Here is a 19,526-nt window from a genome sequence, read left to right as displayed (position 1 = left end):
AGCGCGTGCGACGACGCCCGGACCGGGCGGAGGAGCGGCCGATGAGCGTGCTGCTCGAACCGTTCAGCTACGGTTACATGACCAACGCCATGTGGGTGTCCTCGCTCGTCGGTGCGCTGTGCGCCTTTCTCTCGGCCTACCTCATGCTAAAGGGGTGGAGCCTGATCGGCGACGCACTCTCGCATTCGGTCGTCCCCGGGGTCGCCGGCGCCTACATGCTCGGCCTGCCGTTCGCGCTCGGCGCCTTCATCGCGGGCGGGCTCGCCGCCGGCACGATGCTGTTTCTCTCGGAGCGGTCGGGCCTGAAGATCGACGTCATCATCGGGCTGATCTTCACGGCCTTCTTCGGGCTGGGCCTGTTCATGGTGTCGCTGAACCCGATGGCGGTCAGCGTACAGACGATCACGATGGGCAATATCCTGGCGATCTCGCCGGGCGACACGGTCCAGCTTGTGCTGATCGGCGTAGTGTCGCTCGCGGTGCTTGTGGCCAAGTGGAAGGATCTGCTCGCGGTCTTCTTCGACGAGACGCACGCCCGGTCCATCGGCCTGAACCCCGGCCGCCTGAGGCTCATCTTCTTCACGCTCTTGTCGCTCGCGGTGGTCGCGGCGATGCAGACCGTCGGCGCCTTTCTCGTGATCGCCATGGTGGTGACGCCGGGCGCGACCGCTTACCTGCTGTGCGACCGGTTCCCGCGTCTTTTGATTGTGGCGGTGGTGATCGGCGCGGGCACGAGCTTTGCCGGAGCGTACGCAAGCTATTTCCTCGACGGGGCGACCGGCGGCGTCATCGTGTGCCTGCAGACGCTTATCTTTCTCGTCGCGTTCGTGGTGGCGCCGAAGCACGGCCTCCTTGCGGCCCGCGCCCGGGCCGCGCGCGATAGCGCCGATGCAACGACCGATCGGAGCCCGGCCCGATGACGGACCTCCTGTTGCCCTTCCAGTTCCCGTTCATGCAGAACGCGTTTCTCATCGGCGCGATCGTCGCGGTCCCGACGGCGCTCCTGTCGTGTTTCCTGGTGCTCAAGGGCTGGGCGCTGATGGGCGACGCGGTGAGCCATGCGATCCTGCCGGGCGTCGTTCTCGCGTGGATCACCGGTATTCCGCTCATCCTCGGAGCCTTCGCCGCCGGCATGAGTTGCGCCCTTCTGACGGGGTTCCTCGCCGAGAACAGCCGCGTGAAGCGTGACACGGTCATGGGCGTCGTATTCTCCGGGATGTTCGGCCTCGGCATCGTGCTCTACACGCAGGTGAATACGAACCAGCACCTCGACCACATCCTGTTCGGCAATATGCTGGGCGTGAGCGGCGGCGATCTGTGGTCGGCCGCCGCCATCGCGGTCCCGGTGTCCGCCGTTCTCCTCATGAAGTGGCGCGACTTCCTGCTTCACGCCTTCGATCCGGCGCAGGCGCGGGCGTCCGGCCTGCCGGTCGCGCTGCTGCATTACCTGCTGCTCGCGATCCTGTCGCTGACGGTCGTCGCGACCCTGACGGCGACCGGCCTGATCCTCGCGGTCGGGCTGCTCATCGCGCCGGGGGCCATCGCCTTTCTGTGTGTCCGGCGGTTTGGCGCGATGCTGGCGGTGGCCGTCGCGGTCTGCGTCGTGTCGATGGCCGGCGGCACGTATGCAAGCTTCTGGCTCGACAGCGCCCCCGCGCCGACGGTCGTTCTGATCCTCACGGCACTCTTCGTGGTGGCGTTCGTGCGGCGCATCGTTGTGACCCGTCGGGCCAGCGCAGCGATCTGAGCCCGCTTGACATCGCCGCCGGGCGCTGCCCTTTCCCGGGGATGGGAAGCGGTGACGACAGCGTGAGCCCGAGCGGCATTATCGGGATCGACGGCGGCGGTAGCGGCAGCCGGTTCGCGCTCGAGGACGGGGGACGCCGGGTCGTGATCGCCCGCGGTCCGGCCAACGTGTTCTCCGATTTCGACGGCAGCCTCGCGGTCCTCCGCGAGGGATTGGAGGCGCTCGAAGCGGACACTGGGCGAAGCCTCGCAGGGCTGCCGGTCTGTCTGTCGGTCGCGGGCGCCATCGACGACGACGTCACCGCTCGCGTCGGCAGGGCGCTCGGGCTCGAACGGGTCGTGGTGGAGGAAGACTGGCGCGCCGCGCTGCGCGGTGCCTTCGCCGGGGGGGGCGGCACGCTCGCGGGTGTCGGCACCGGGTCGTTCCTCGCACGGAGCGGGTCGGGCAGTGTGCGGGCCATCGGCGGGCATGGCGCTGTTCTCGGAGACGAGGCGTCCGGCGCATGGATCGGCAAGGCGTTGCTCGCTCGAACCTTGCACGCGGCCGAAGGGCTGCAATCGCCGAGCCCGCTGACCGATGCCGCGTTCGCGCGGCACGGCGGCATCGCCGGGATCGTCGCCTTCGCCCGTGATGCGGACGCCGCGGCCTTCGCGGCGCTTGCCCGGGACGTCGCCGAGGCCGCCCGTGCGGGAGACGCGACCGCCACGGCGATCCTGTCCGACGGTGCCGCCTATCTCCAACGGGCCGCCCATGCGCTCGGTTGGGAGACGGGAGAGCCGTTCTGTTTGCTGGGCGGTCTGGCCGAGAGCTATGCAGACCACCTCCCGCCCGCGCTGGCTGAGGCCCGCGTCGCGCCGCGAGGCAGCGCCCTCGACGGCGCGCTGGCGCGGGCCCGGCAACTCGCGGAGACGGACGCATGAGCGCCGAGGTCCTGATCGGCGCACGGATCTTCGACGGGGTGCGCTTTCGCGACGCCGCGGCGCTGCTGATCGAGGATGGCGAAGTCGCTGCCATAGCTTCCGACAGTGAGTTGCCTGCACGTGTCCCGCGCCGGACATTGTCAGGCGGAATCCTCGCGCCCGGCCTCGTCGATCTCCAGGTCAACGGCGGTGGCGGGATACAGTTCAACGCCGCGCCGACCGCAGAGACGCTTTCGCGGATGGCAAAGGCCCACGCGAGGCTCGGGACGACGACGCTTCTGCCCACGCTGATCACCGACCGTCCCGAGATCACCGCCGCGGCGATTGCGGCGGCAGAGGTGGCCGTCGCGTCGTGCAGGGGCATTGGTGGTCTTCATCTCGAGGGGCCGCACCTCGATCCGGCGCGCGCCGGAGCGCATGACCGCGATCTCATCCGGCCGATGAACGACGCCGATCTCGCACGTCTCGTGGATGCTGCAGTGCGATTGCCGAGCCTGATCGTCACGCTCGCGCCGCGCTCTGCCAAGGACGCGCAGATCGCCGCGCTGCGTGAAGCCGGGGCGATCGTCTCGATCGGGCACAGCGACGCGTCCCACGAGGCGGCCTGCGGCGCCATCGCGGCGGGCGTGACGATGGCGACCCACCTTTTCAACGCGATGAGCCCGCTCGGCCACCGCGCGCCGGGTGTCGTGGGCGCTGCCCTGACAGAGCGTCTCTGGTCGGGGATCATCGCGGACGGCATCCATGTCCATCCTTCGGCCCTGCGCATCGCGCTTGCAGCGTCGCCGGACCGCCTCTTCCTCGTCACGGACGCGATGGCGCCGGCCGGCACGGATCTCGATCGGTTCACCCTGAACGGGCGAGAGGTGCGCCGGCAGGACAGCCGGCTGACGCTGGAGGACGGAACGCTCGCCGGCGCCGATCTCGACCTGCCGCGCGCGATGCGTCTACTGATGGAGCTCGGAGAGCCGCTGGAGACGGTCCTCGCGATGGCGACATCGCGGCCGGCGGACGCGATCGGTCGCGCCGACATTGGTCGGCTGACGGAGGGTGGTCCGGCGGATCTGGTGCATCTGGACGATGCGTTGCGGCCGACAGCAATCTGGCAGCGGGGCCAGCCCGTCTAACGGTTCGGCGGCCCTGGCGATCTCCTGTCCAAAAGGCCGTGTCCGACCTGGCGTCAGCTGCGGCGCAGGCGGATGACCACATCGACGCTGGCGATCTCCGCCCCGTCGGGCGCTTTCGGCAGCTGCGCGATCTGAAGCTCGTCCGCCGGCGCATCGGTCAGACGGCCATCCTCTTCCCAGAAGAAGTGAGGATGATCGTGCGTCTTGGTGTCGAAGTAGCTCTTCGAGCCATCGACAGTCACTTCCTGCATCAGACCGGCATCGCAGAAGGCGCGCAGGGTATTGTAGACGGTCGCGAGCGAGACCTTCTCGCCAGTTCCCTTGACGGCGGCGAACAGGCTTTCCGCAGTGACGTGACGATCATCGCCATCGCCCACGAGCAACGCCGCCAGCGCCACGCGCTGACGTGTAGGGCGAAGCCCGGCCTTGCCGAGCCACGACGTTCCGCGCTCAATCGCTTCGGGCGTCATGTACCAGTCGAACCCTTCATGTCCTTGGATGCCGGACGTCGGCATTACCACGGAATATAGGGCGCGGGACCGAGTGATTTCAATCGCAAACCAGGTAGAATGCTGTGCCTCGTGCCCCTGCGGACGCACTTGCAAGGGCGCCGAACGCGGTGCTAGACGGTCGCGACCCTGTTACCCAGAACCGAATGAGCGCCCGTGCAGATGGCCGATTATCCGACGAGCTTCGACAAGGACGACCTGCTGAAATGCGCGCGGGGAGAGCTTTTCGGCCCCGGCAACGCCCAACTGCCGGAACCGCCGATGCTGATGATGGATCGCATCACCGACATTTCGGGTGATGGCGGACCGCATGGCAAGGGGCACGTGGTCGCCGAGTTCGACATCCACCCCGACCTCTGGTTCTTCGAGTGTCACTTTCCGGGCAATCCGATCATGCCGGGATGTCTCGGTCTCGACGGCCTGTGGCAGTTGACCGGGTTCAACCTTGGCTGGCGCGGCTGGCCCGGGCGAGGATACGCGCTCGGCGTGGGCGAAGTGAAGCTGACCGGAATGGTGCGCCCGGACCGCAAGATGCTGACCTACTACGTCGATTTCACCAAGGCGGTGCAGACCCGGCGCCTGACGATGGGCGTCGCCGATGGGCGCGTCGAGGCGGATGGCGAAACCATCTATCAGGTGAGCGACATGAAGGTGGCGCTGTCCGAAACCTGACTATGCGCGACATGGCGGCCTGCATGGCCATTCCGCGCGCCGGCACTGGTCCGGCATCTCCTGCCATAGCCTGACGGTTCGGCGGCGACGGCGGTCCTGGTGCAGTGGGCCGATGGTGCGCGATGCTGAACCCTGCGGCACATGCGATGCTCCGTCCTCGCGCAACAATGGCGCCGACCCGCGAAAACGAGCGTGCTCTCAACGCGCTAGCGCACAGCCGCATCTGCGCCCACGCGGCGGCGGGGCGGGCGCGCTGGCCCCTTGCTCCTGCCGGTGCTGTCCCTTAGGACGATCATTGCATCACCGAGGGGAGCAGGCATGCGCCGCGTCGTCGTCACCGGACTGGGGATCGTCTCGTCCATCGGCAACACCGCCGAAGAGGTGCTGGCCTCGCTGAAGGCGGGCACGTCCGGCATCACCGCGAACGAGGACATGAAGGAACACGGGTTCCGGTCGCAGATCGCCGGAGACGTGAAGCTCGACGTGACACAACATGTCGAGAAGCGGACGCTGCGCTTCATGGGGCCGGGAGCGGCCTATGCGCATATCGCGATGACCCAGGCGATCGCAGATTCCGGGCTTGAGGAGAGCGACGTGGTGAACCCGCGGACGGGTCTCGTCGCCGGCTCCGGCGGCCCCTCGACCAGCGCGATGTTCGCGGCGCACCAGACGGTGCTGAAGACCGGCGCGCCGCGGCGCATCGGGCCGACCGCCGTGCCGAAATGCATGTCCTCGACGATCTCCGCGAACCTGTCGACGGCGTTCCGGATCAAGGGCATCAATTACTCGATCACCTCGGCGTGCTCGACCTCGCTGCACTGCATCGGCAACGCGGCCGAACAGATCATGCTGGGCAAGCAGGACGTGATGTTCGCCGGCGGCGGCGAGGAACTCGACTGGACATTGTCGTGCCTCTTCGACGCGATGGGTGCGATGTCGTCAAAGTTCAACGACGCGCCCGAGAAGGCGTCGCGCGCCTTCGACGCGGATCGCGACGGGTTCGTGATCGGGGGCGGCGGCGGCATGCTCGTGCTGGAGGATCTCGAGCACGCAAAGGCCCGGGGCGCGAAGATCTATGCCGAGATCACCGGTTACGGCGCCACCTCGGACGGGCACGACATGGTCGCGCCGTCGGGCGAGGGCGGCGAGCGCGCGATGCGCATCGCGCTCGAGACGCTGCCCGAAGAGCGCCGCGTGGGGTACATCAATGCTCACGGCACCTCGACTCCGGTGGGCGATGTCGGAGAGATCGAGGCCGTGCGGCGCGTTTTCGGAGACGGCACCACGCCGCCGGTCTCCTCCACCAAGTCGATGACCGGCCACAGCCAGGGCGCGACCGGTGCGCAGGAGGCGGTGTACTGCCTGCTGATGCTCGAACACGACTTCATCTGCCCGTCGATCAACGTCGACACGCTCGATCCGGCGCTGAAGCCCGAGGAGATCGCGACGCAGACGGTGGAGAACGCAGGCCTCGACACGGTCATGACCAATTCGTTCGGTTTCGGCGGCACCAACGGGTCGATGCTGCTCAGCCGGTTTTCAGGATAAGACCGCGGCGCGCCGCGGCGAGAGATTTCAGACGGACGACACCAGATGGGCATTCTCAACGGCAAGCGCGGGCTCATCATGGGCGTTGCCAACGACCGATCGATCGCGTGGGGGATCGCCAGGGCGATGCACGAGGCGGGCGCCGAGCTCGCCTTCACCCACCAGGGCCCGGCCTTCGGCGCGCGGCTCGCGCCGCTTGCCGAAAGCGTCGGCTCCGACCTGCTCTTCGATGTCGATGTCTGTGACGACGCGTCGCTCGACGCCGCGTTCGCGGCGCTCGGCGAACGCTGGGATCGGCTCGATTTCCTCGTTCACGCGATCGCGTATTCGGACAAGTCCGAATTGACGGGGCGATTCCTCAACACTTCCCGGACGAACTTCAAGCATTCGATGGAGATCTCCTGCTATTCCTTCATCGAGGTGGCGCGCCGCGCCTACCCGATGATGGAAGCGGGCGGCACGATGCTGACGCTGACCTACCAGGGCTCGAACAAGGTCGTGCCGAACTACAACGTGATGGGCGTGGCGAAGGCTGCACTGGAATCGACGACCCGCTACCTCGCCAACGATCTCGGGCCCGAAGGCATCCGCGTGAACGCGCTGTCGCCCGGACCCATGAAGACGCTGGCCGGCGCTGCGATCGGTGGCGCTCGCCGCAGCTACAAGCACACAGAGGCCAACGCGCCCCTGCGCTCGAACGCCACGCTCGAGGCGGTGGGCGGGACCGCGGTCTGGCTCGTCTCCGATGCCGGCGCGTTCACCACCGGCGAGGTGATTCATGTCGACGGCGGATTCCACGTCCTCGGCATGCCGCAATTCGACAACCTTTGAGCAGCCGTCGCGGCGCGCGTGTGCCGCGGGGATCCATGCCTCGGGCGTGCTTGCACGGCGCATGCGAGGGGCGCTGCCCCTCGCGCTCCCCGGGGTTTGCGGCAAGATGAAGGGGATCGCGGCGCGCCCGGCTAGCCGCGGAAGGCGCGGAGGAGGGCGAGGGCCGCATCGACCAGATCGCCGGTTCGCGCCGCGAAATGCTCGGGTGCCAGACCTTCGGGCGTGCCGCGGTCGAGCCTTGACAGAAGGCGGCGCAGCCGCCGGCGGTGCATGCCGGTGGCGCGCTGGACCGGATCGGCGAAGAGCCCCGCGAAGGTCGTGACGACCGAGGCCAGCATGGCGAGGATGAACCCGGTGAGCACGATGCGCCGGGGCGGGATGTCGGCAGGGAACGCGCCGTACCACATCGTCCCGAGGCGCTCGCCGGCCCAGAAGCCGCGCGCCGCCTCGGCCTGCGCCAGCCGGTCGGCGACGTTCGGCGCGAGCGACACGATTCCGGGCGTCGCGGCATGGAAGACGAGGTAGCCGAGTGCCAGAACGATCAGCGACGTCGTGATCTCGGACACCGCGCTGCGGACCCCCACGTAGTCGTCGATGGCGCGGGTGCGCCGCGCAGGATCCGCGGCAACGCCCGCGTCGCGCGCGTCGAGACGCGCGAGCAGCGCCTCGAGACGGTCGGCGACTGTGCGTGCGACGGACGTGCGCAGGAACACCTGGCGGCCCAGGATCCAGGCCGATGCGCGGCGCAAGCGCACGAGGTGAAGCGCGAGCGCGAGCAGCCGGGAGAGCAGGAAGACGGGCGCCAGCGCGACGTTGACCGGCGCGCGCAGAAGGTCGAGGCCGAGCGCATCGCGGTGGATCCGGAGCGTGCCGCGCAGGCCGAACGTGTCGCGCACGAAGGCGCGGATCTCGGCATCGCGGATCTCGTCGGCGGTCATGGGGCGGGCCCTTCCGGCGCTACAGGCCAGAGGTGGGCGCGCGGTCCGCGCGGGGCAAGGCGCCCGACGTCGCAAACGCGCGAGATCCCGGAGCTCACGCGCCGGGTCCGACGTGCCGTCGATGGAAATCTCGGGAACAGTGGTGAGCCGTGCAGGATTCGAACCTGCGACCCACTGATTAAAAGTCAGTTGCTCTACCAACTGAGCTAACGGCCCACTGGCGCGCTACCTAGAAAGAGCGCGAAGGGAGGTCAACCCGAAAACGTGCGGCCTTCGGAGCGCTTTTCGAGGGCATGGGGCGCGGCCCACGGACGGCTCTGGAAAGCGCCGGCCAAGGCGCGTATATGCCGCGCGCATGAGCCAGACGCGCGATACCGGACTGCCCTTCATGAAGATGCACGGGCTGGGCAACGACTTCGTCGTGCTGGATGCGCGCGCGCGTGCCATCGAGGTCACGCCGCGGCTGGCCGCGGCGCTGGCGGACCGCCACCGCGGGGTCGGGTTCGACCAGCTGGCCGTGATCGGGGCCACGGACGATGCGGATGCGCGGCTCAGCTTTCTCAACGCCGACGGTTCGCCCTCGGCCGCCTGCGGCAACGCGACGCGCTGCATCGCGCGCCTGCTGATGGACGAGACCGGGCGCGAGCGTCTGACGCTCGCCACCGGCCGTGGCGCCCTGCGCGCGGTCGCGGCGCCCGACGGCGCGGTGTCGGTCGACATGGGTGCGCCGCAGCTCGACTGGTCCGAGATCCCGCTGGCCGAGGCGGTCGACACGCTGGAACTGCCCATCGAGGGCGGGCCCACCGCGACGGGGATGGGCAATCCGCATTGCACGTTCTTCGTGCCCGATGCCGAGGCGGTGGCGCTGGAGACGTTCGGGCCGCGCTACGAACATCACCCGCTCTATCCCGAGCGGACCAACGTCCAGGTCGTCACGGTGACCGGGCCGGACCGGCTGCGTCTGCGGGTGTGGGAGCGGGGCGCGGGCATCACGCTCGCGTCGGGCTCCTCGTCCTGCGCTGCGGCGGTGGCGGCCGCGCGGCGGGGTCTGACCGGGCGGCAGGTGCGGGTCGACCTGGACGGCGGGACGCTCGAGATCGACTGGCGCGACGATGGCGTCTGGATGACCGGGCCCACGATGCATGTCTTCGACGGCGTGCTGTCAGCCGAGTGGCTGGAGGCGCAGCGATGACGGCGCCGCCCCGGTTCACGACGATGGGCTGCCGGCTCAACGCCTACGAGACCGAGGCGATGAAGGGGCTGGCCGAGCAGGCGGGCCTGTCCGGCGCGGTTGTGGTCAACACCTGCGCGGTCACTGCCGAGGCGGTGCGCAAGGCCCGCCAGGAGATCCGCCGGCTGCGGCGAGACAACCCGGAGGCGCGGCTCATCGTGACCGGCTGCGCCGCGCAGACCGAGCCCGAGACCTTCGCCGAGATGGAAGAGGTCGATGCCGTGATCGGCAACGCCGAGAAGATGGCGCCGGAGACCTGGGGTCGGCTGGCGGCGGACTTCATCGGCGAGACCGAGCGGGTTATGGTCGACGACATCATGTCGGTGACCGAGACCGCCGGCCACCTGATCGACGGCTTCGGCACGCGCTCGCGCGCCTACGTACAGGTGCAGAACGGCTGCGACCACCGCTGCACCTTCTGCATCATCCCGTACGGCCGGGGCAATTCGCGATCGGTCCCGGCGGGCGTTGTGGTCGAACAGATCAAGCGGCTCGTTGGCGCGGGCTTCAACGAGGTCGTGCTGACCGGCGTGGACCTCACGAGCTGGGGGGCGGACCTTCCGGCGGCGCCCAAGCTCGGCGATCTGGTGATGCGCATCCTGAAGCTGGTGCCGGATCTGCCGCGCCTTCGGATCTCGTCCATCGATTCGATCGAGGTCGACGACAACCTGATGCAGGCGATCGCGACGGAGCCGCGGCTGATGCCGCATCTGCACCTCTCGCTGCAGCATGGCGACGACCTGATCCTGAAACGGATGAAGCGGCGGCACCTTTCGGAGGACGCCATCGCGTTCTGCGACGCCGCCCGCCGGCTGCGCCCGGACATGATCTTCGGGGCGGACATCATCGCCGGCTTTCCGACCGAGACCGAGGCGGCGTTCGAGAACGCACTCGGCATGGTCGAGGCCTGCGGCCTGACCTGGCTGCACGTGTTCCCGTATTCGCCACGCCCCGGCACGCCGGCGGCCCGGATGCCGCAGGTCGACGGGCGCACAATCAAGGACCGTGCGCGCCGGTTGCGCGAGGCCGGAGAGGCCGCCGTCGCGCGGCATGTCTCGGCGCAGGTCGGTCAGCCGCACCGCGTGCTGATGGAGGCCCCCGAGATGGGCCGCACGGAGCATTTCGCCGAGGTGCGGTTCACCACGCCGCGGTCGGAGGGCGCGATCGTCGAGGCGGTGCCGTCCGGCCGGGACGGGTCGGTCCTGCTCGCCTGAGCGCGGCTCGGGACCGTCCTCGGCGGTGAGCCGCGCCATGACTTGCGTGTGCGCCGCGGCTCACGGTCCCGGCTGGCGGGCATTGATCCCGCCGGCGATTTCCTCCATCACGTTTCGATGACACTTCAGACCCGCGCGCTGCTCGTCCATCTCCTGACCGCCACCGGCGCCGTGTTCGCCATGCTCGCTCTGCTCGCCGCGGCGCAGGGGCAGTGGTCGATCATGTTCCTGTGGCTGGTCGTGGCCTTCGCCGTCGACGGCGTGGACGGCCCGCTGGCCCGGAAATACGACGTAAAGCTCAACGCGCCACGGTTCGACGGGGTGCTGCTCGACCTCATCATCGACTATCTGACCTACGTTTTCATCCCGGCATTCGCGCTGTTCCAGTCGGACCTGCTGCCGGGCTGGACGGGGTGGGTGACGATCTTCGTCATCACGTTCGCCTCGGCGATGTACTTCGCCGACTGCCGGATGAAGACCGAGGACAACTCGTTCATGGGCTTTCCGGGCTGCTGGAACATGCTGGTGCTGGTCTTGTTCGCGGTGGAACCGGCGGTGCCGGTGATGCTGGTCCTCGTGGCGGCGCTCGCCACGGCGATGTTCCTGCCGATCAAGTTCATCCACCCGGTGCGCACGGCCCGGTGGCGCGCCCTGTCGCTGCCGGTGGCCTTCGCGTGGGTCTGTTTCGCGGGGTGGGCGGCGTGGGTCGACTTCCACCCCGAAAGCTGGGCGCATTGGGGGCTCGTGGCGACCTCGGTCTACCTCGTTGCAGTCGGCGCGGTGCAGCAGATCGTGCCTGTCCGGCGCGGGCGGGAGCAGGAAACTCCCGCCGAGTAGTTCAGAACTTTTCGACCCAGGGCCGGAGCGTCAACTCGTGGCTCCAGGTCGACCGGTCCTGCGCGATGAGGCCGGCATAGGCCTCGGCTATCGCGTCGGGATCGAGCATCGAGTCGGGATTGTCCGCCGCTTCGCTGCGTCCGGGATTGCGGATCGCGCCGTCGATGTTGATCCAGGCGACGTGGATCCCCTCGGGGTGCAATTCGCGGCTCAGGCTCTCGGCCAGCCCGCGCTGCGCGAACTTTCCCATCGCGAAGACGGACGAGCGGGGAAATCCCTTCACTCCGGCCGAGGCGCCGGTGAACAGGATCGTGCCGCGGATGCCGCGATCGTCCGGTTGGGCGGCCAGCATGCGCCGGGCGGCGGCCTGCGCGGTCAGGAACGCACCAAAGGCGGTGATCTCGACGGCGCGGCGAACCTCGACGGGATCGAGCTCGGCGATGCCGCCGTGCACGCGGGCCGACGGGTTGTAGATCGCGACGCGCGGCGCCTCCGGCAGCCCGTCGAAGAGCGCGGCGGTCGCGCCGGCATCGGTGCCGTCGATCAGGTGCGTGGCCGCGCCGGTCTCTTCCGCCACGGCGCGCATCTTGTCCGGCCCGCGCGCGCAGAGGTGAAGCTCGTACTCCGGTGACAGGCGGCGGGCGAGAGACGCCGACAGGCCGTCACCCACACCGACAATCACGGCGATCGGTTTGCTCATGGCGCTCATGCCTTCAGCCGGTAGCCGCGCGCGAACATGCGCCAGCCGATGACGTTGATCGCGGCGACGGAGGCCACCGCAATGAAGAAGCCCAGCAGCGGAGAGCTGTCGGACACGCCGATCATGCCGTATCGCGCGCCGTCGATCAGGTAGAAGATCGGGTTGAGGTGGGTGATTTCGTACATCACCGGCGGCAGCGCCTCGACCGAGTAGAAGGTGCCCGACAGGAAGGCGAGCGGCGTCACGACGAAGTTCGTGATCGCAGCCATCTGGTCGAATTTCTCGGCGAAGACGCCGGCGACGATGCCGAGTCCCGACAGGAACGCGGCGCCGAGCAGAACGAAGGCGAGCATGACCAGCGGGTGCTGCGGCCAGACGCCCAGCACGAGGCCCAGCCCCACCGCGATCACGACTGCGACGACCAGGCCGCGCGCGATACCGCCGGCCAAGTACCCCAGCACCATTTCGCCGCCGGACAGAGGCGGCATCAGCGTGTCGACGATGTTGCCCTGCACCTTGGCGATGACGATCGACGACGAGGTGTTGGCAAAGGCGTTCTGGATCACGGTCATCATCATGATCCCCGGCGCGATGAAGGTGGTGAAGGGCATCCCCATCACGTCGCCGCGGCGCGGTCCGATAGCGATGGAGAAGATCACCATGAACAGGCCGGCGGTCACCAGTGGCGCAAGCAGCGTTTGCGTCCACACATTCATGAAGCGCTGGATCTCGCGCTGGCACAAGGTCAGAAGACCCAGCCAGTTCACCCGGCCGAACCGGCGTGTGCCCTGCTCGAATGACGCGATGTCGCTCATGTCGTCTCCCTCGATGCGGTTGGCCCCGCTTGTATCTGGCGGGCTGGTGATTAGAATAGGGGTCCGAGCGGAATAGTCAGGCGGCCGACACCACGCGGCCGCTTTTTCAATCAGAAAGGCTGGCTGCGGATGTCCTGGACCGACGAGCGCGTGGAACTTCTCAAGAAGATGTGGAGCGAGGGCCAGTCGGCGAGCCAGATCGCCAAGGAACTGGGCGGCGTGACGCGCAACGCGGTGATCGGCAAGGTGCACCGGCTGGGCCTGTCGAACCGCACCGGTGCGGAACCGGCCGCGGCCGAACCTGCCGCCGCACCGACAAAGAGCGCCGAGCCCAAGCCCAAGACCCCGGCCGAGCCGGCACCGGCGCCGGAGCCCGAGCCCGCGACGGCCGCTGCCGCCGCGGCGCCGGCCCCCGAAACGAAATCCGCCGCGCCCGCGCCGCGCGGCAAGATCGTGCCCGCTGGCCAACCGCTGCCCCCGCAGCCCTCGGCCAACGAAATCAGCCCCGAAGCCCTCGCAAAGGTGAGCGAAGTGGAGAAGACGGCCAAGAGACTCTCGTTGATGGAGTTGACCGAGCGGACCTGCAAATGGCCCGTGGGCGACCCTGCGACAGAGGAGTTCTGGTTCTGCGGCCTGCCCGTGCAGCAAGGCAAGCCCTATTGCGAGGCGCATGTGGGCGTGGCGTTCCAGCCAATGTCGTCGCGCCGCGACCGACGGCGCTGACGGCGCTCCTCACGTCGGTTCAGGTGTCCGGCCCCGCGGCTCTGCGCGGGGCTCTTGCGCGTTGGGACCATCCTCCTCGCGCGTGTCGTCCTCGCTTGGCTGCATGAGCTCGTCCAGCGCATCGGGCGCCACGCGCCGCAGGATCGCGAAGGCCAGGAGCCCGAGCAGTCCCGCGGTCAGAGCAGCCGCGAGCATGGACCAGATCCTCTCTACCGCGAGCGCGTCGAGATCCGACACGAGGCTCAGAGCTTCGAGCACGATCATCGTCAGGAGTGCGGTGAACCCGGCGTAGCTGCGCGGCAGGATGCGGAAAGCGAACGGCACGATCGCCAGAGCGATGGCGGCCCGCGTGGCCTCCGACTCCACACCAATGGCCAGCGCCATCGCCAAGGCCACCCCTGCCACGGTGCCCGCCGTCCGCTTCGCGGTCCGCGTGAAAAGTTGGCCGAATGGAGGGATCCAGAGGACGGCGAAGGTCAGCGGGAACCAGAATCCGTGCGGGCCGAAAAACCGCGCGCCTATATAGACCGACAGAACGAGGCCGACGCCCAGCATCGCCCCGAACAGCAAGGAGAATTCCGGGCCGGAGCTTTCTTCTTCGGAGGCGTCCGCGGCCTCGCCCATCGCCCATGTCACGCTGACGCTCCAGAAGATCGCGGCGATGGACAAAAGCAGGATCAGCGGCTTTTCGTCTGCCGGCAGGATCGGCCCGGTGAACACCGTCCAGGTAAACAGCGCGCGCAAGCACGGTGTGGCGAGCCCGTGGCGAAACCCGATCGAGGTGATGATGGCGAGGCAAGCCGCGACGAGCAGCGACATCTCGAGCGAACCGAGCGCGAGCACGCCGCCCATCGCGGTGACCATCGTCACCACTGTCGCCGCGTAGATGCCCGCCTGCTTGGCGGCAAGGTGTGCCGGCAAGGCGGCGATGAACACCGCTGCACCCGCCGGGCCGAATACCGTGACGGCCAGCAGCACCGGCACGACCACGGCCAGGAGGACAGCCGCGACGCCGCGCCACGGCATGTAGCCGTCGCCGTCGATCAGGAAGCGTCGCGCCGTGCCGCGCATGAAGTTTCCGTGCCCTCGCGCCCGTGTCCGTGAGACTGTCGCGGAGATAGGGCCCCGGCACGGTCAGGAAAGCGCCGGCGGCCCGCGTGCGGCCCTGACGCAGCCGTGAGCGCGCGGCGCCTGCCGCTTTTCAAGGTGCCGCGTGGCCGCTATAGGCCGCGATCATGGTTCAGAACCCACCCGATCTTCGCCCCGACAGGGCCAATGCCCGCCTCGAGCGCGATCTCTCGACCGTCCGCCCCGAGCGGCAGCCTACCATCGGCATGGTCTCGCTGGGCTGCCCGAAGGCGCTCGTCGACAGCGAGCGGATCCTCACGCGCCTCCGGGCCGAAGGCTACGGCATATCGGCGGACTACGACGGCGCGGACGCGGTGATCGTCAACACCTGCGGGTTTCTCGACAGCGCCAAGGCCGAGAGCCTCGAGGCGATCGGTGAGGCGCTGAACGAGAATGGCCGCGTGATCGTCACGGGCTGCCTCGGGGCCGAGCCCGACTATGTCACCGGCGCGCATCCGACCGTCCTGGCGGTGACCGGTCCGCACCAGTACGAGCGGGTTCTCGATGCCGTGCACGCCGCGGTGCCGCCAGACCCGGATCCGTTCGTGGATCTCATGCCCGCCTCGGGGGTGAAGCTCACGCCGCGCCACTACAGCTATCTCAAGATTTCCGAGGGCTGTAACCACAAGTGCCGCTTCTGCATCATTCCCGACATGCGCGGCCGGTTGGCGTCGCGCCCGCTCAAGGCCGTGGTGCGCGAGGCCGAGAAACTGGCCGAGAGCGGCGTTCGCGAACTCCTCGTCATCAGTCAGGACACATCGGCCTACGGGACCGACTGGTCCGATCGGCCGTCCAAGGCGCCGATCCTCGACCTTGCGCGCGAGCTGGGACAAATCGGGATCTGGGTGCGGATGCATTACGTCTATCCGTATCCGCACGTGCGCGATCTGGTGCCGATGATGGCGTCGGGTGGGATTCTTCCGTATCTCGACATCCCGTTTCAGCACGCTCATCCCGATACTCTGCGACGGATGGCGCGGCCGGCCGCGGCGGAGCGGACGCTGGACGAGATCGCGGCGTGGCGGGCCGCTTGCCCCGAGATCACGCTCCGCTCGACCTTCATTGTCGGCTACCCCGGCGAAACGGAGGACGAGTTCCAGACGCTGCTGGACTGGCTCGACGAGGCGCAGCTCGACCGGGTCGGCTGCTTCCAGTACGAGAACGTGGCGGGCGCACGGTCGAACGCGCTCCCCGATCACGTCCCGGACGAAGTGAAGGCCGAACGCTGGGCGCGGTTCATGGAGAAGGCGCAGGCGATCTCGGCCGCGAAGCTCGAGGCGCGCGTCGGGCGCCGGGCCAGTGTGCTCGTCGATGCGGTGGATTCGGACGGCGCGACCTGCCGGAGCGCCGCCGAAGCGCCCGAGATCGACGGAAATATCTACGTCGACAGTGGCTTTGAGAGCCTGTCCCCGGGGGATCTGGTGGAGGTCGAGATCGACGAAGCGTCGAACTACGATCTCTGGGCAACCCGCATCTGAGGGTCCGATTCCCGATTCGCTCAACGCGCCGTGACGGCGCGTGATGACCAAGCTGTCGAATCTTGCAGTTCGGTCCTTCGTTTGAGGCCTTTCAGCGGCATTTGTGGCTGCATTTCGGCAAGAATCCGCAGGACAAAAAATTTACGTTGGGTTAATATGAGGCATTACTTGAGGATGCTCGCTGGGCCGCGGCGCCTCAAAGGGGACAGGAAGGATCGATACCGGTCGCGGTGCCATTTGGCATCGTATCTTCCTCTCGCCTAAGGTTTTTTCCCTTTGTTCGGGGGGACGAAGGATTTCAGTCTGTATTGGTGACACGCATCGGGCGCCTCCTTCGGGGGCGCCCTTTTTGGTGGCGGGTGCCCGGGTCGCGAGGCGTCACAATCTGGGCGCAGGCGCCCTGCGGACGCCGGCCGGATCCATCTCCACGAGCAGCTCCGTCGGGCCGTTTTCGGTCGGTCCGCGCAGCGGGTCGGGCAGAATCCCGAGCGTCATCGCCAGCGCCGCCAGTTCCGCACGCGATCCCAGACCGGTCTTGGCGCACAGCGAGTTCATCCGCTGGCGCACCGCCGAGATCGATACTCCCAGCCGCTCCGCGATCGCCTTGTCCTGAAGCCCGAGGCCGATCAATTCCAGAAGCGCGCGCTGCTTGTCGGTGATCTCGTTTCGTTCGGTGAACTCCTCGGCGAAGTGCATGAGGTATCGCTGATGACCGATCAGGGACATCGCGTGCAGCGTCCAGCCATGTGCCTTGACGATCGCGCGCATCTCGCGCCGGCCATGATCGCCCGAAAAGGTCAGCAACGCCGCCTGGGGCGGTGCGTTCTGCCGCAGCGGGATCGAGAGACCGGCGCGCATCCCGCGTTCGGCCGCCTCGCGCAAGAGGGCGACCCGCGCCGGCGGCACCGGCGGATACTCGTCGGCGAAGTCGATGCCGATCACGAGGGGTGTCAGGCAACTGAGCGCGTGCTGGCGAAAGAAGGACCACTTTCGCAGGTCGGGGTCGCGGTACTGGTCCATCAGCCAGTCGGCGTCGTAGGAGGTCCGGACGAACAGCGTGGGCCGCCAGTCGAGCATGCCCGACGCCGACACGAAATCCACGAAAGGCAGGCCGACCGTGCGCCCGGTCTCGACGATGATCTGCCAGACCTCGCGGCTGTGCGTTGTCGCTTCGAGCCGCGCCAGAACGCCTTGAAGCAATTCCGGCGTGTAGCGCTCGGCCGCGCTCAGCACGCGACCGGGCGTCGGTTGCGTCGGTTCCATTCCCGTCCTCGTCCCCTGGCCCCGCGCGTGTCTTGCCCTGTCCCGCGGGGTGGGGCATCAGGCCGGCATGGCGAAGCTCTACTTTCATTATTCCACGATGAACGCGGGGAAATCGACTCTGCTCTTGCAGGCGGCGCACAATTACGAGGAGCGCGGCATGTCGGTGATGCTTCTGACCGCCGCAATCGACAGCCGGGCGGGGGCAGGGCGCATCGGGTCGCGGATCGGTCTCGGGCGTGACGCAGACTGCTTCGATGCCGCCACCGATCTTGTCGCGCTGGTCGCTTCGCGCCGCGCGACGCAGGATCTGGCCTGCGTCTTCGTCGACGAGGCGCAGTTCCTGACCGAGGAGCAGGTCTGGCAGCTTGCCGAGGTGGCCGATGATCTGGGCGTGCCGGTGATGTGCTACGGCTTGCGCGTCGATTTCCGGGGCAAGCTGTTTCCCGGCTCCGCGGCGCTTCTGGCGCTGGCCGACTGGATGCGCGAGGTGCGCACGATCTGCACGTGCGGGCGCAAGGCCACCATGGTCGTGCGGCGCGACGACGCCGGCCGCGTGCTGCGCGAGGGCGCGCAGGTGCAGGTCGGCGGAAACGAGACCTACGAAAGCCTCTGTCGCCGCCACTGGCGCGAGGCCATGGCGGACGGGTAGGGCCGGGCCCGGGCGCTCAGGCCCGCTCGACGAGCACCGAGCCGACCGAGTATCCCGCTCCGAACGAGCAGATCACCCCTCGGTCGCCGGGTTCGAGATCGTCGGAGTTCTGCGCGAACGCGATGATCGATCCGGCCGACGACGTGTTGGCATAGTCCTGCAGGATGTTCGGCTGCTCGCGGGGCTCGGGTGTGCGGCCGAGCACCTTCTTGCCGATGAAATCGTTCATCGCCTTGTTCGCCTGGTGCAGCCAGAGCCGCTTCAGGTCGTCCGACTGCCAGCCTGCATCGGCGAGGTGACCGGCGATGTGGGCGGACACGAGCGGTAGCACTTCCTTGAACACCTTGCGCCCGTTCTGCATGAACCGCATGTCGCGACGGTCTTCCATCTGGTCGTGAACCGGTCGAAGAAAGCCGTGGTTGTTGCGGATATTGTTGGAAAATTGCGTCGCGCAGCGCGTCGAGTGGATGTCGAACCGCGCGCCCTTGGCCTCGTCCGCCGGCTCGATCACGACCGCGGTCGCGACATCGCCGAAGATGAAGTGGCAGTCGCGGTCCCGCCATTCGAGATGGCCCGAGCAGATCTCGGGCGACACGACCAGCGCACGCCGGGCCGACCCGCCGCGTATCATGTCGGCCGCCGCCTGGATGCCGAAGGTCGCGGACGAGCAGGCGACGTTCATGTCAAAAGCGAACCCACCGGCGCCGAGCAGTTGCTGGATCTCGATGGCCATCGCGGGGTAGGGCCGTTCGTGGTTCGACGCCGCGCAGATCACGAGGTCGATCTCGCCGGCCGCACGGCCCGCGGCCGCCAGAGCCTTGCCCGCAGCGTCGAGCGCCATCTCGGCCATCACCGACGGCTCGTCGTCGCGACGCGGCCGCAGGCTGGGATACATCCGGTCGGGATCGAGGATGCCGGACTTGTCGAGCACGTAGCGGCTCTCGATGCCCGAGGCTTGCAGGATGAACTCTGCGCTCGATTGCGGCTTCGCCTCGACCGTGCCGGCGGCGATGGCCTCCGCGTGGTCGGCGTTGAACCGGTCTGCATAGGCGTTGAAGGCGGCGACGAGTTCGTCGTTCGAGATGGCGAGCTCTGGCGTGAAGACGCCGCTTCCGGTGATGGCGGGCTGGGTCATGGCTCTCCTCCGAAGCGTCGCGGGGACATGACCCGAGCGGCGGTCCGCGGTCAAGCGGTCC

20 protein-coding genes and 1 tRNA gene are annotated in these 19,526 nt (G+C 68.2%); 13 read left to right on the top strand and 8 right to left on the bottom strand.

The window, feature by feature from the left end:
- Positions 1-41: 41 nt before the first annotated feature.
- From ROJ8625_RS00225 to nagA, 4 genes are all read left to right on the top strand, one after another.
- Positions 42-920: a metal ABC transporter permease gene (locus ROJ8625_RS00225; RefSeq protein ID WP_085789848.1), complete on the top strand. Its 879-nt coding sequence runs from the start codon at positions 42-44 to the stop codon at positions 918-920.
- The gene (locus ROJ8625_RS00220) at positions 917-1,747 is read left to right on the top strand and encodes a metal ABC transporter permease (RefSeq protein WP_085789847.1); all 831 of its coding nucleotides are present in this window, start codon (positions 917-919) and stop codon (positions 1,745-1,747) included. Before ROJ8625_RS00225 ends, ROJ8625_RS00220 begins: the two co-directional genes overlap by 4 nt.
- A 62-nt stretch (positions 1,748-1,809) precedes the next feature.
- Positions 1,810-2,667, top strand: coding sequence for a glucosamine kinase nucleotide-binding domain-containing protein (locus ROJ8625_RS00215; RefSeq protein WP_159456675.1), 858 nt, complete (start codon positions 1,810-1,812; stop codon positions 2,665-2,667).
- The gene (gene nagA, locus ROJ8625_RS00210; protein WP_085789845.1) at positions 2,664-3,794 is read left to right on the top strand and encodes an N-acetylglucosamine-6-phosphate deacetylase; all 1,131 of its coding nucleotides are present in this window, start codon (positions 2,664-2,666) and stop codon (positions 3,792-3,794) included. The genes ROJ8625_RS00215 and nagA overlap by 4 nt, the downstream gene beginning before the upstream one ends.
- 53 nt (positions 3,795-3,847) lie before the next feature.
- Here the strand turns inward: nagA and irrA are convergent, their stop codons facing one another.
- Positions 3,848-4,264 (bottom strand): iron response transcriptional regulator IrrA, encoded by a 417-nt coding sequence (irrA, locus tag ROJ8625_RS00205; protein WP_085789844.1) that lies wholly within the window; start codon positions 4,262-4,264, stop codon positions 3,848-3,850.
- A gap of 201 nt (positions 4,265-4,465) precedes the next feature.
- Here irrA and fabA point away from each other — a divergent pair, with 201 nt between their 5' ends.
- From fabA to ROJ8625_RS00190, 3 genes are all read left to right on the top strand, one after another.
- The gene (gene fabA / locus ROJ8625_RS00200) at positions 4,466-4,975 is read left to right on the top strand and encodes a bifunctional 3-hydroxydecanoyl-ACP dehydratase/trans-2-decenoyl-ACP isomerase (protein WP_085789843.1); all 510 of its coding nucleotides are present in this window, start codon (positions 4,466-4,468) and stop codon (positions 4,973-4,975) included.
- 318 nt (positions 4,976-5,293) lie between these two features.
- Positions 5,294-6,523, top strand: a complete 1,230-nt coding sequence (gene fabB / locus ROJ8625_RS00195; RefSeq protein WP_085789842.1) for a beta-ketoacyl-ACP synthase I — start codon at positions 5,294-5,296, stop codon at positions 6,521-6,523.
- Between the two features lie 45 nt (positions 6,524-6,568).
- Positions 6,569-7,354 (top strand): enoyl-ACP reductase FabI, encoded by a 786-nt coding sequence (locus tag ROJ8625_RS00190; protein WP_085789841.1) that lies wholly within the window; start codon positions 6,569-6,571, stop codon positions 7,352-7,354.
- A gap of 131 nt (positions 7,355-7,485) precedes the next feature.
- On the opposite strand, the gene ROJ8625_RS00185 is transcribed toward ROJ8625_RS00190, so the two are convergent.
- Positions 7,486-8,292, bottom strand: a complete 807-nt coding sequence (locus tag ROJ8625_RS00185) for a DUF6635 family protein (protein ID WP_085789840.1) — start codon at positions 8,290-8,292, stop codon at positions 7,486-7,488.
- A gap of 140 nt (positions 8,293-8,432) precedes the next feature.
- A tRNA-Lys gene (locus tag ROJ8625_RS00180) sits at positions 8,433-8,508 on the bottom strand.
- 139 nt (positions 8,509-8,647) lie between these two features.
- On the opposite strand from ROJ8625_RS00180, the gene dapF reads away from it, so the two are divergent.
- From dapF to ROJ8625_RS00165, 3 genes are all read left to right on the top strand, one after another.
- Positions 8,648-9,484, top strand: coding sequence for a diaminopimelate epimerase (gene dapF, locus ROJ8625_RS00175; protein WP_085789839.1), 837 nt, complete (start codon positions 8,648-8,650; stop codon positions 9,482-9,484).
- A complete protein-coding gene (gene mtaB, locus ROJ8625_RS00170) occupies positions 9,481-10,737 on the top strand; it encodes a tRNA (N(6)-L-threonylcarbamoyladenosine(37)-C(2))-methylthiotransferase MtaB (protein WP_085789838.1) in 1,257 nt (418 codons plus the stop codon). Before dapF ends, mtaB begins: the two co-directional genes overlap by 4 nt.
- Positions 10,738-10,854: 117 nt before the next feature.
- Positions 10,855-11,574 carry a CDP-alcohol phosphatidyltransferase family protein gene (locus ROJ8625_RS00165; RefSeq protein ID WP_085790723.1) on the top strand — a complete coding sequence of 240 codons (720 nt, stop codon included), beginning with the start codon at positions 10,855-10,857 and terminating at the stop codon, positions 11,572-11,574.
- A 1-nt stretch (position 11,575) separates the two neighbouring features.
- Here ROJ8625_RS00165 and ROJ8625_RS00160 read toward each other — a convergent pair whose 3' ends face one another.
- Together ROJ8625_RS00160 and ROJ8625_RS00155 are read right to left on the bottom strand one after the other, a co-directional pair.
- Positions 11,576-12,274 (bottom strand): SDR family NAD(P)-dependent oxidoreductase, encoded by a 699-nt coding sequence (locus tag ROJ8625_RS00160; protein WP_085789837.1) that lies wholly within the window; start codon positions 12,272-12,274, stop codon positions 11,576-11,578.
- A gap of 5 nt (positions 12,275-12,279) precedes the next feature.
- Positions 12,280-13,089, bottom strand: a complete 810-nt coding sequence (locus ROJ8625_RS00155) for an ABC transporter permease (protein WP_085789836.1) — start codon at positions 13,087-13,089, stop codon at positions 12,280-12,282.
- 129 nt (positions 13,090-13,218) lie between these two features.
- On the opposite strand from ROJ8625_RS00155, the gene ROJ8625_RS00150 reads away from it, so the two are divergent.
- On the top strand, positions 13,219-13,812 hold the full coding sequence (locus ROJ8625_RS00150; protein WP_085789835.1) for a GcrA family cell cycle regulator: 594 nt from the start codon (positions 13,219-13,221) through the stop codon (positions 13,810-13,812).
- Positions 13,813-13,821: 9 nt separating this feature from the next.
- On the opposite strand, the gene ROJ8625_RS00145 is transcribed toward ROJ8625_RS00150, so the two are convergent.
- Positions 13,822-14,883, bottom strand: a complete 1,062-nt coding sequence (locus ROJ8625_RS00145) for an FUSC family protein (protein WP_085789834.1) — start codon at positions 14,881-14,883, stop codon at positions 13,822-13,824.
- A gap of 164 nt (positions 14,884-15,047) precedes the next feature.
- On the opposite strand from ROJ8625_RS00145, the gene rimO reads away from it, so the two are divergent.
- Entirely contained in the window at positions 15,048-16,418 is a 1,371-nt protein-coding gene (rimO, locus tag ROJ8625_RS00140) for a 30S ribosomal protein S12 methylthiotransferase RimO (RefSeq protein WP_085789833.1), read from the top strand.
- 378 nt (positions 16,419-16,796) lie between these two features.
- Here rimO and ROJ8625_RS00135 read toward each other — a convergent pair whose 3' ends face one another.
- A complete protein-coding gene (locus tag ROJ8625_RS00135; protein ID WP_085789832.1) occupies positions 16,797-17,681 on the bottom strand; it encodes a helix-turn-helix transcriptional regulator in 885 nt (294 codons plus the stop codon).
- A gap of 67 nt (positions 17,682-17,748) precedes the next feature.
- On the opposite strand from ROJ8625_RS00135, the gene ROJ8625_RS00130 reads away from it, so the two are divergent.
- Positions 17,749-18,330, top strand: a complete 582-nt coding sequence (locus ROJ8625_RS00130; RefSeq protein ID WP_085789831.1) for a thymidine kinase — start codon at positions 17,749-17,751, stop codon at positions 18,328-18,330.
- A 16-nt stretch (positions 18,331-18,346) separates the two neighbouring features.
- Here ROJ8625_RS00130 and ROJ8625_RS00125 read toward each other — a convergent pair whose 3' ends face one another.
- On the bottom strand, positions 18,347-19,465 hold the full coding sequence (locus ROJ8625_RS00125) for a beta-ketoacyl-ACP synthase III (protein ID WP_085789830.1): 1,119 nt from the start codon (positions 19,463-19,465) through the stop codon (positions 18,347-18,349).
- Between the last annotated feature and the right edge of the window lie 61 nt (positions 19,466-19,526).

The sequence above is a fragment of the Roseivivax jejudonensis genome (genome assembly GCF_900172265.1).
GTDB lineage: Bacteria > Pseudomonadota > Alphaproteobacteria > Rhodobacterales > Rhodobacteraceae > Roseivivax > Roseivivax jejudonensis.
Note: the sequence above shows the minus strand (reverse complement) of the source record. Positions and strands in the feature narration are given on the sequence as shown.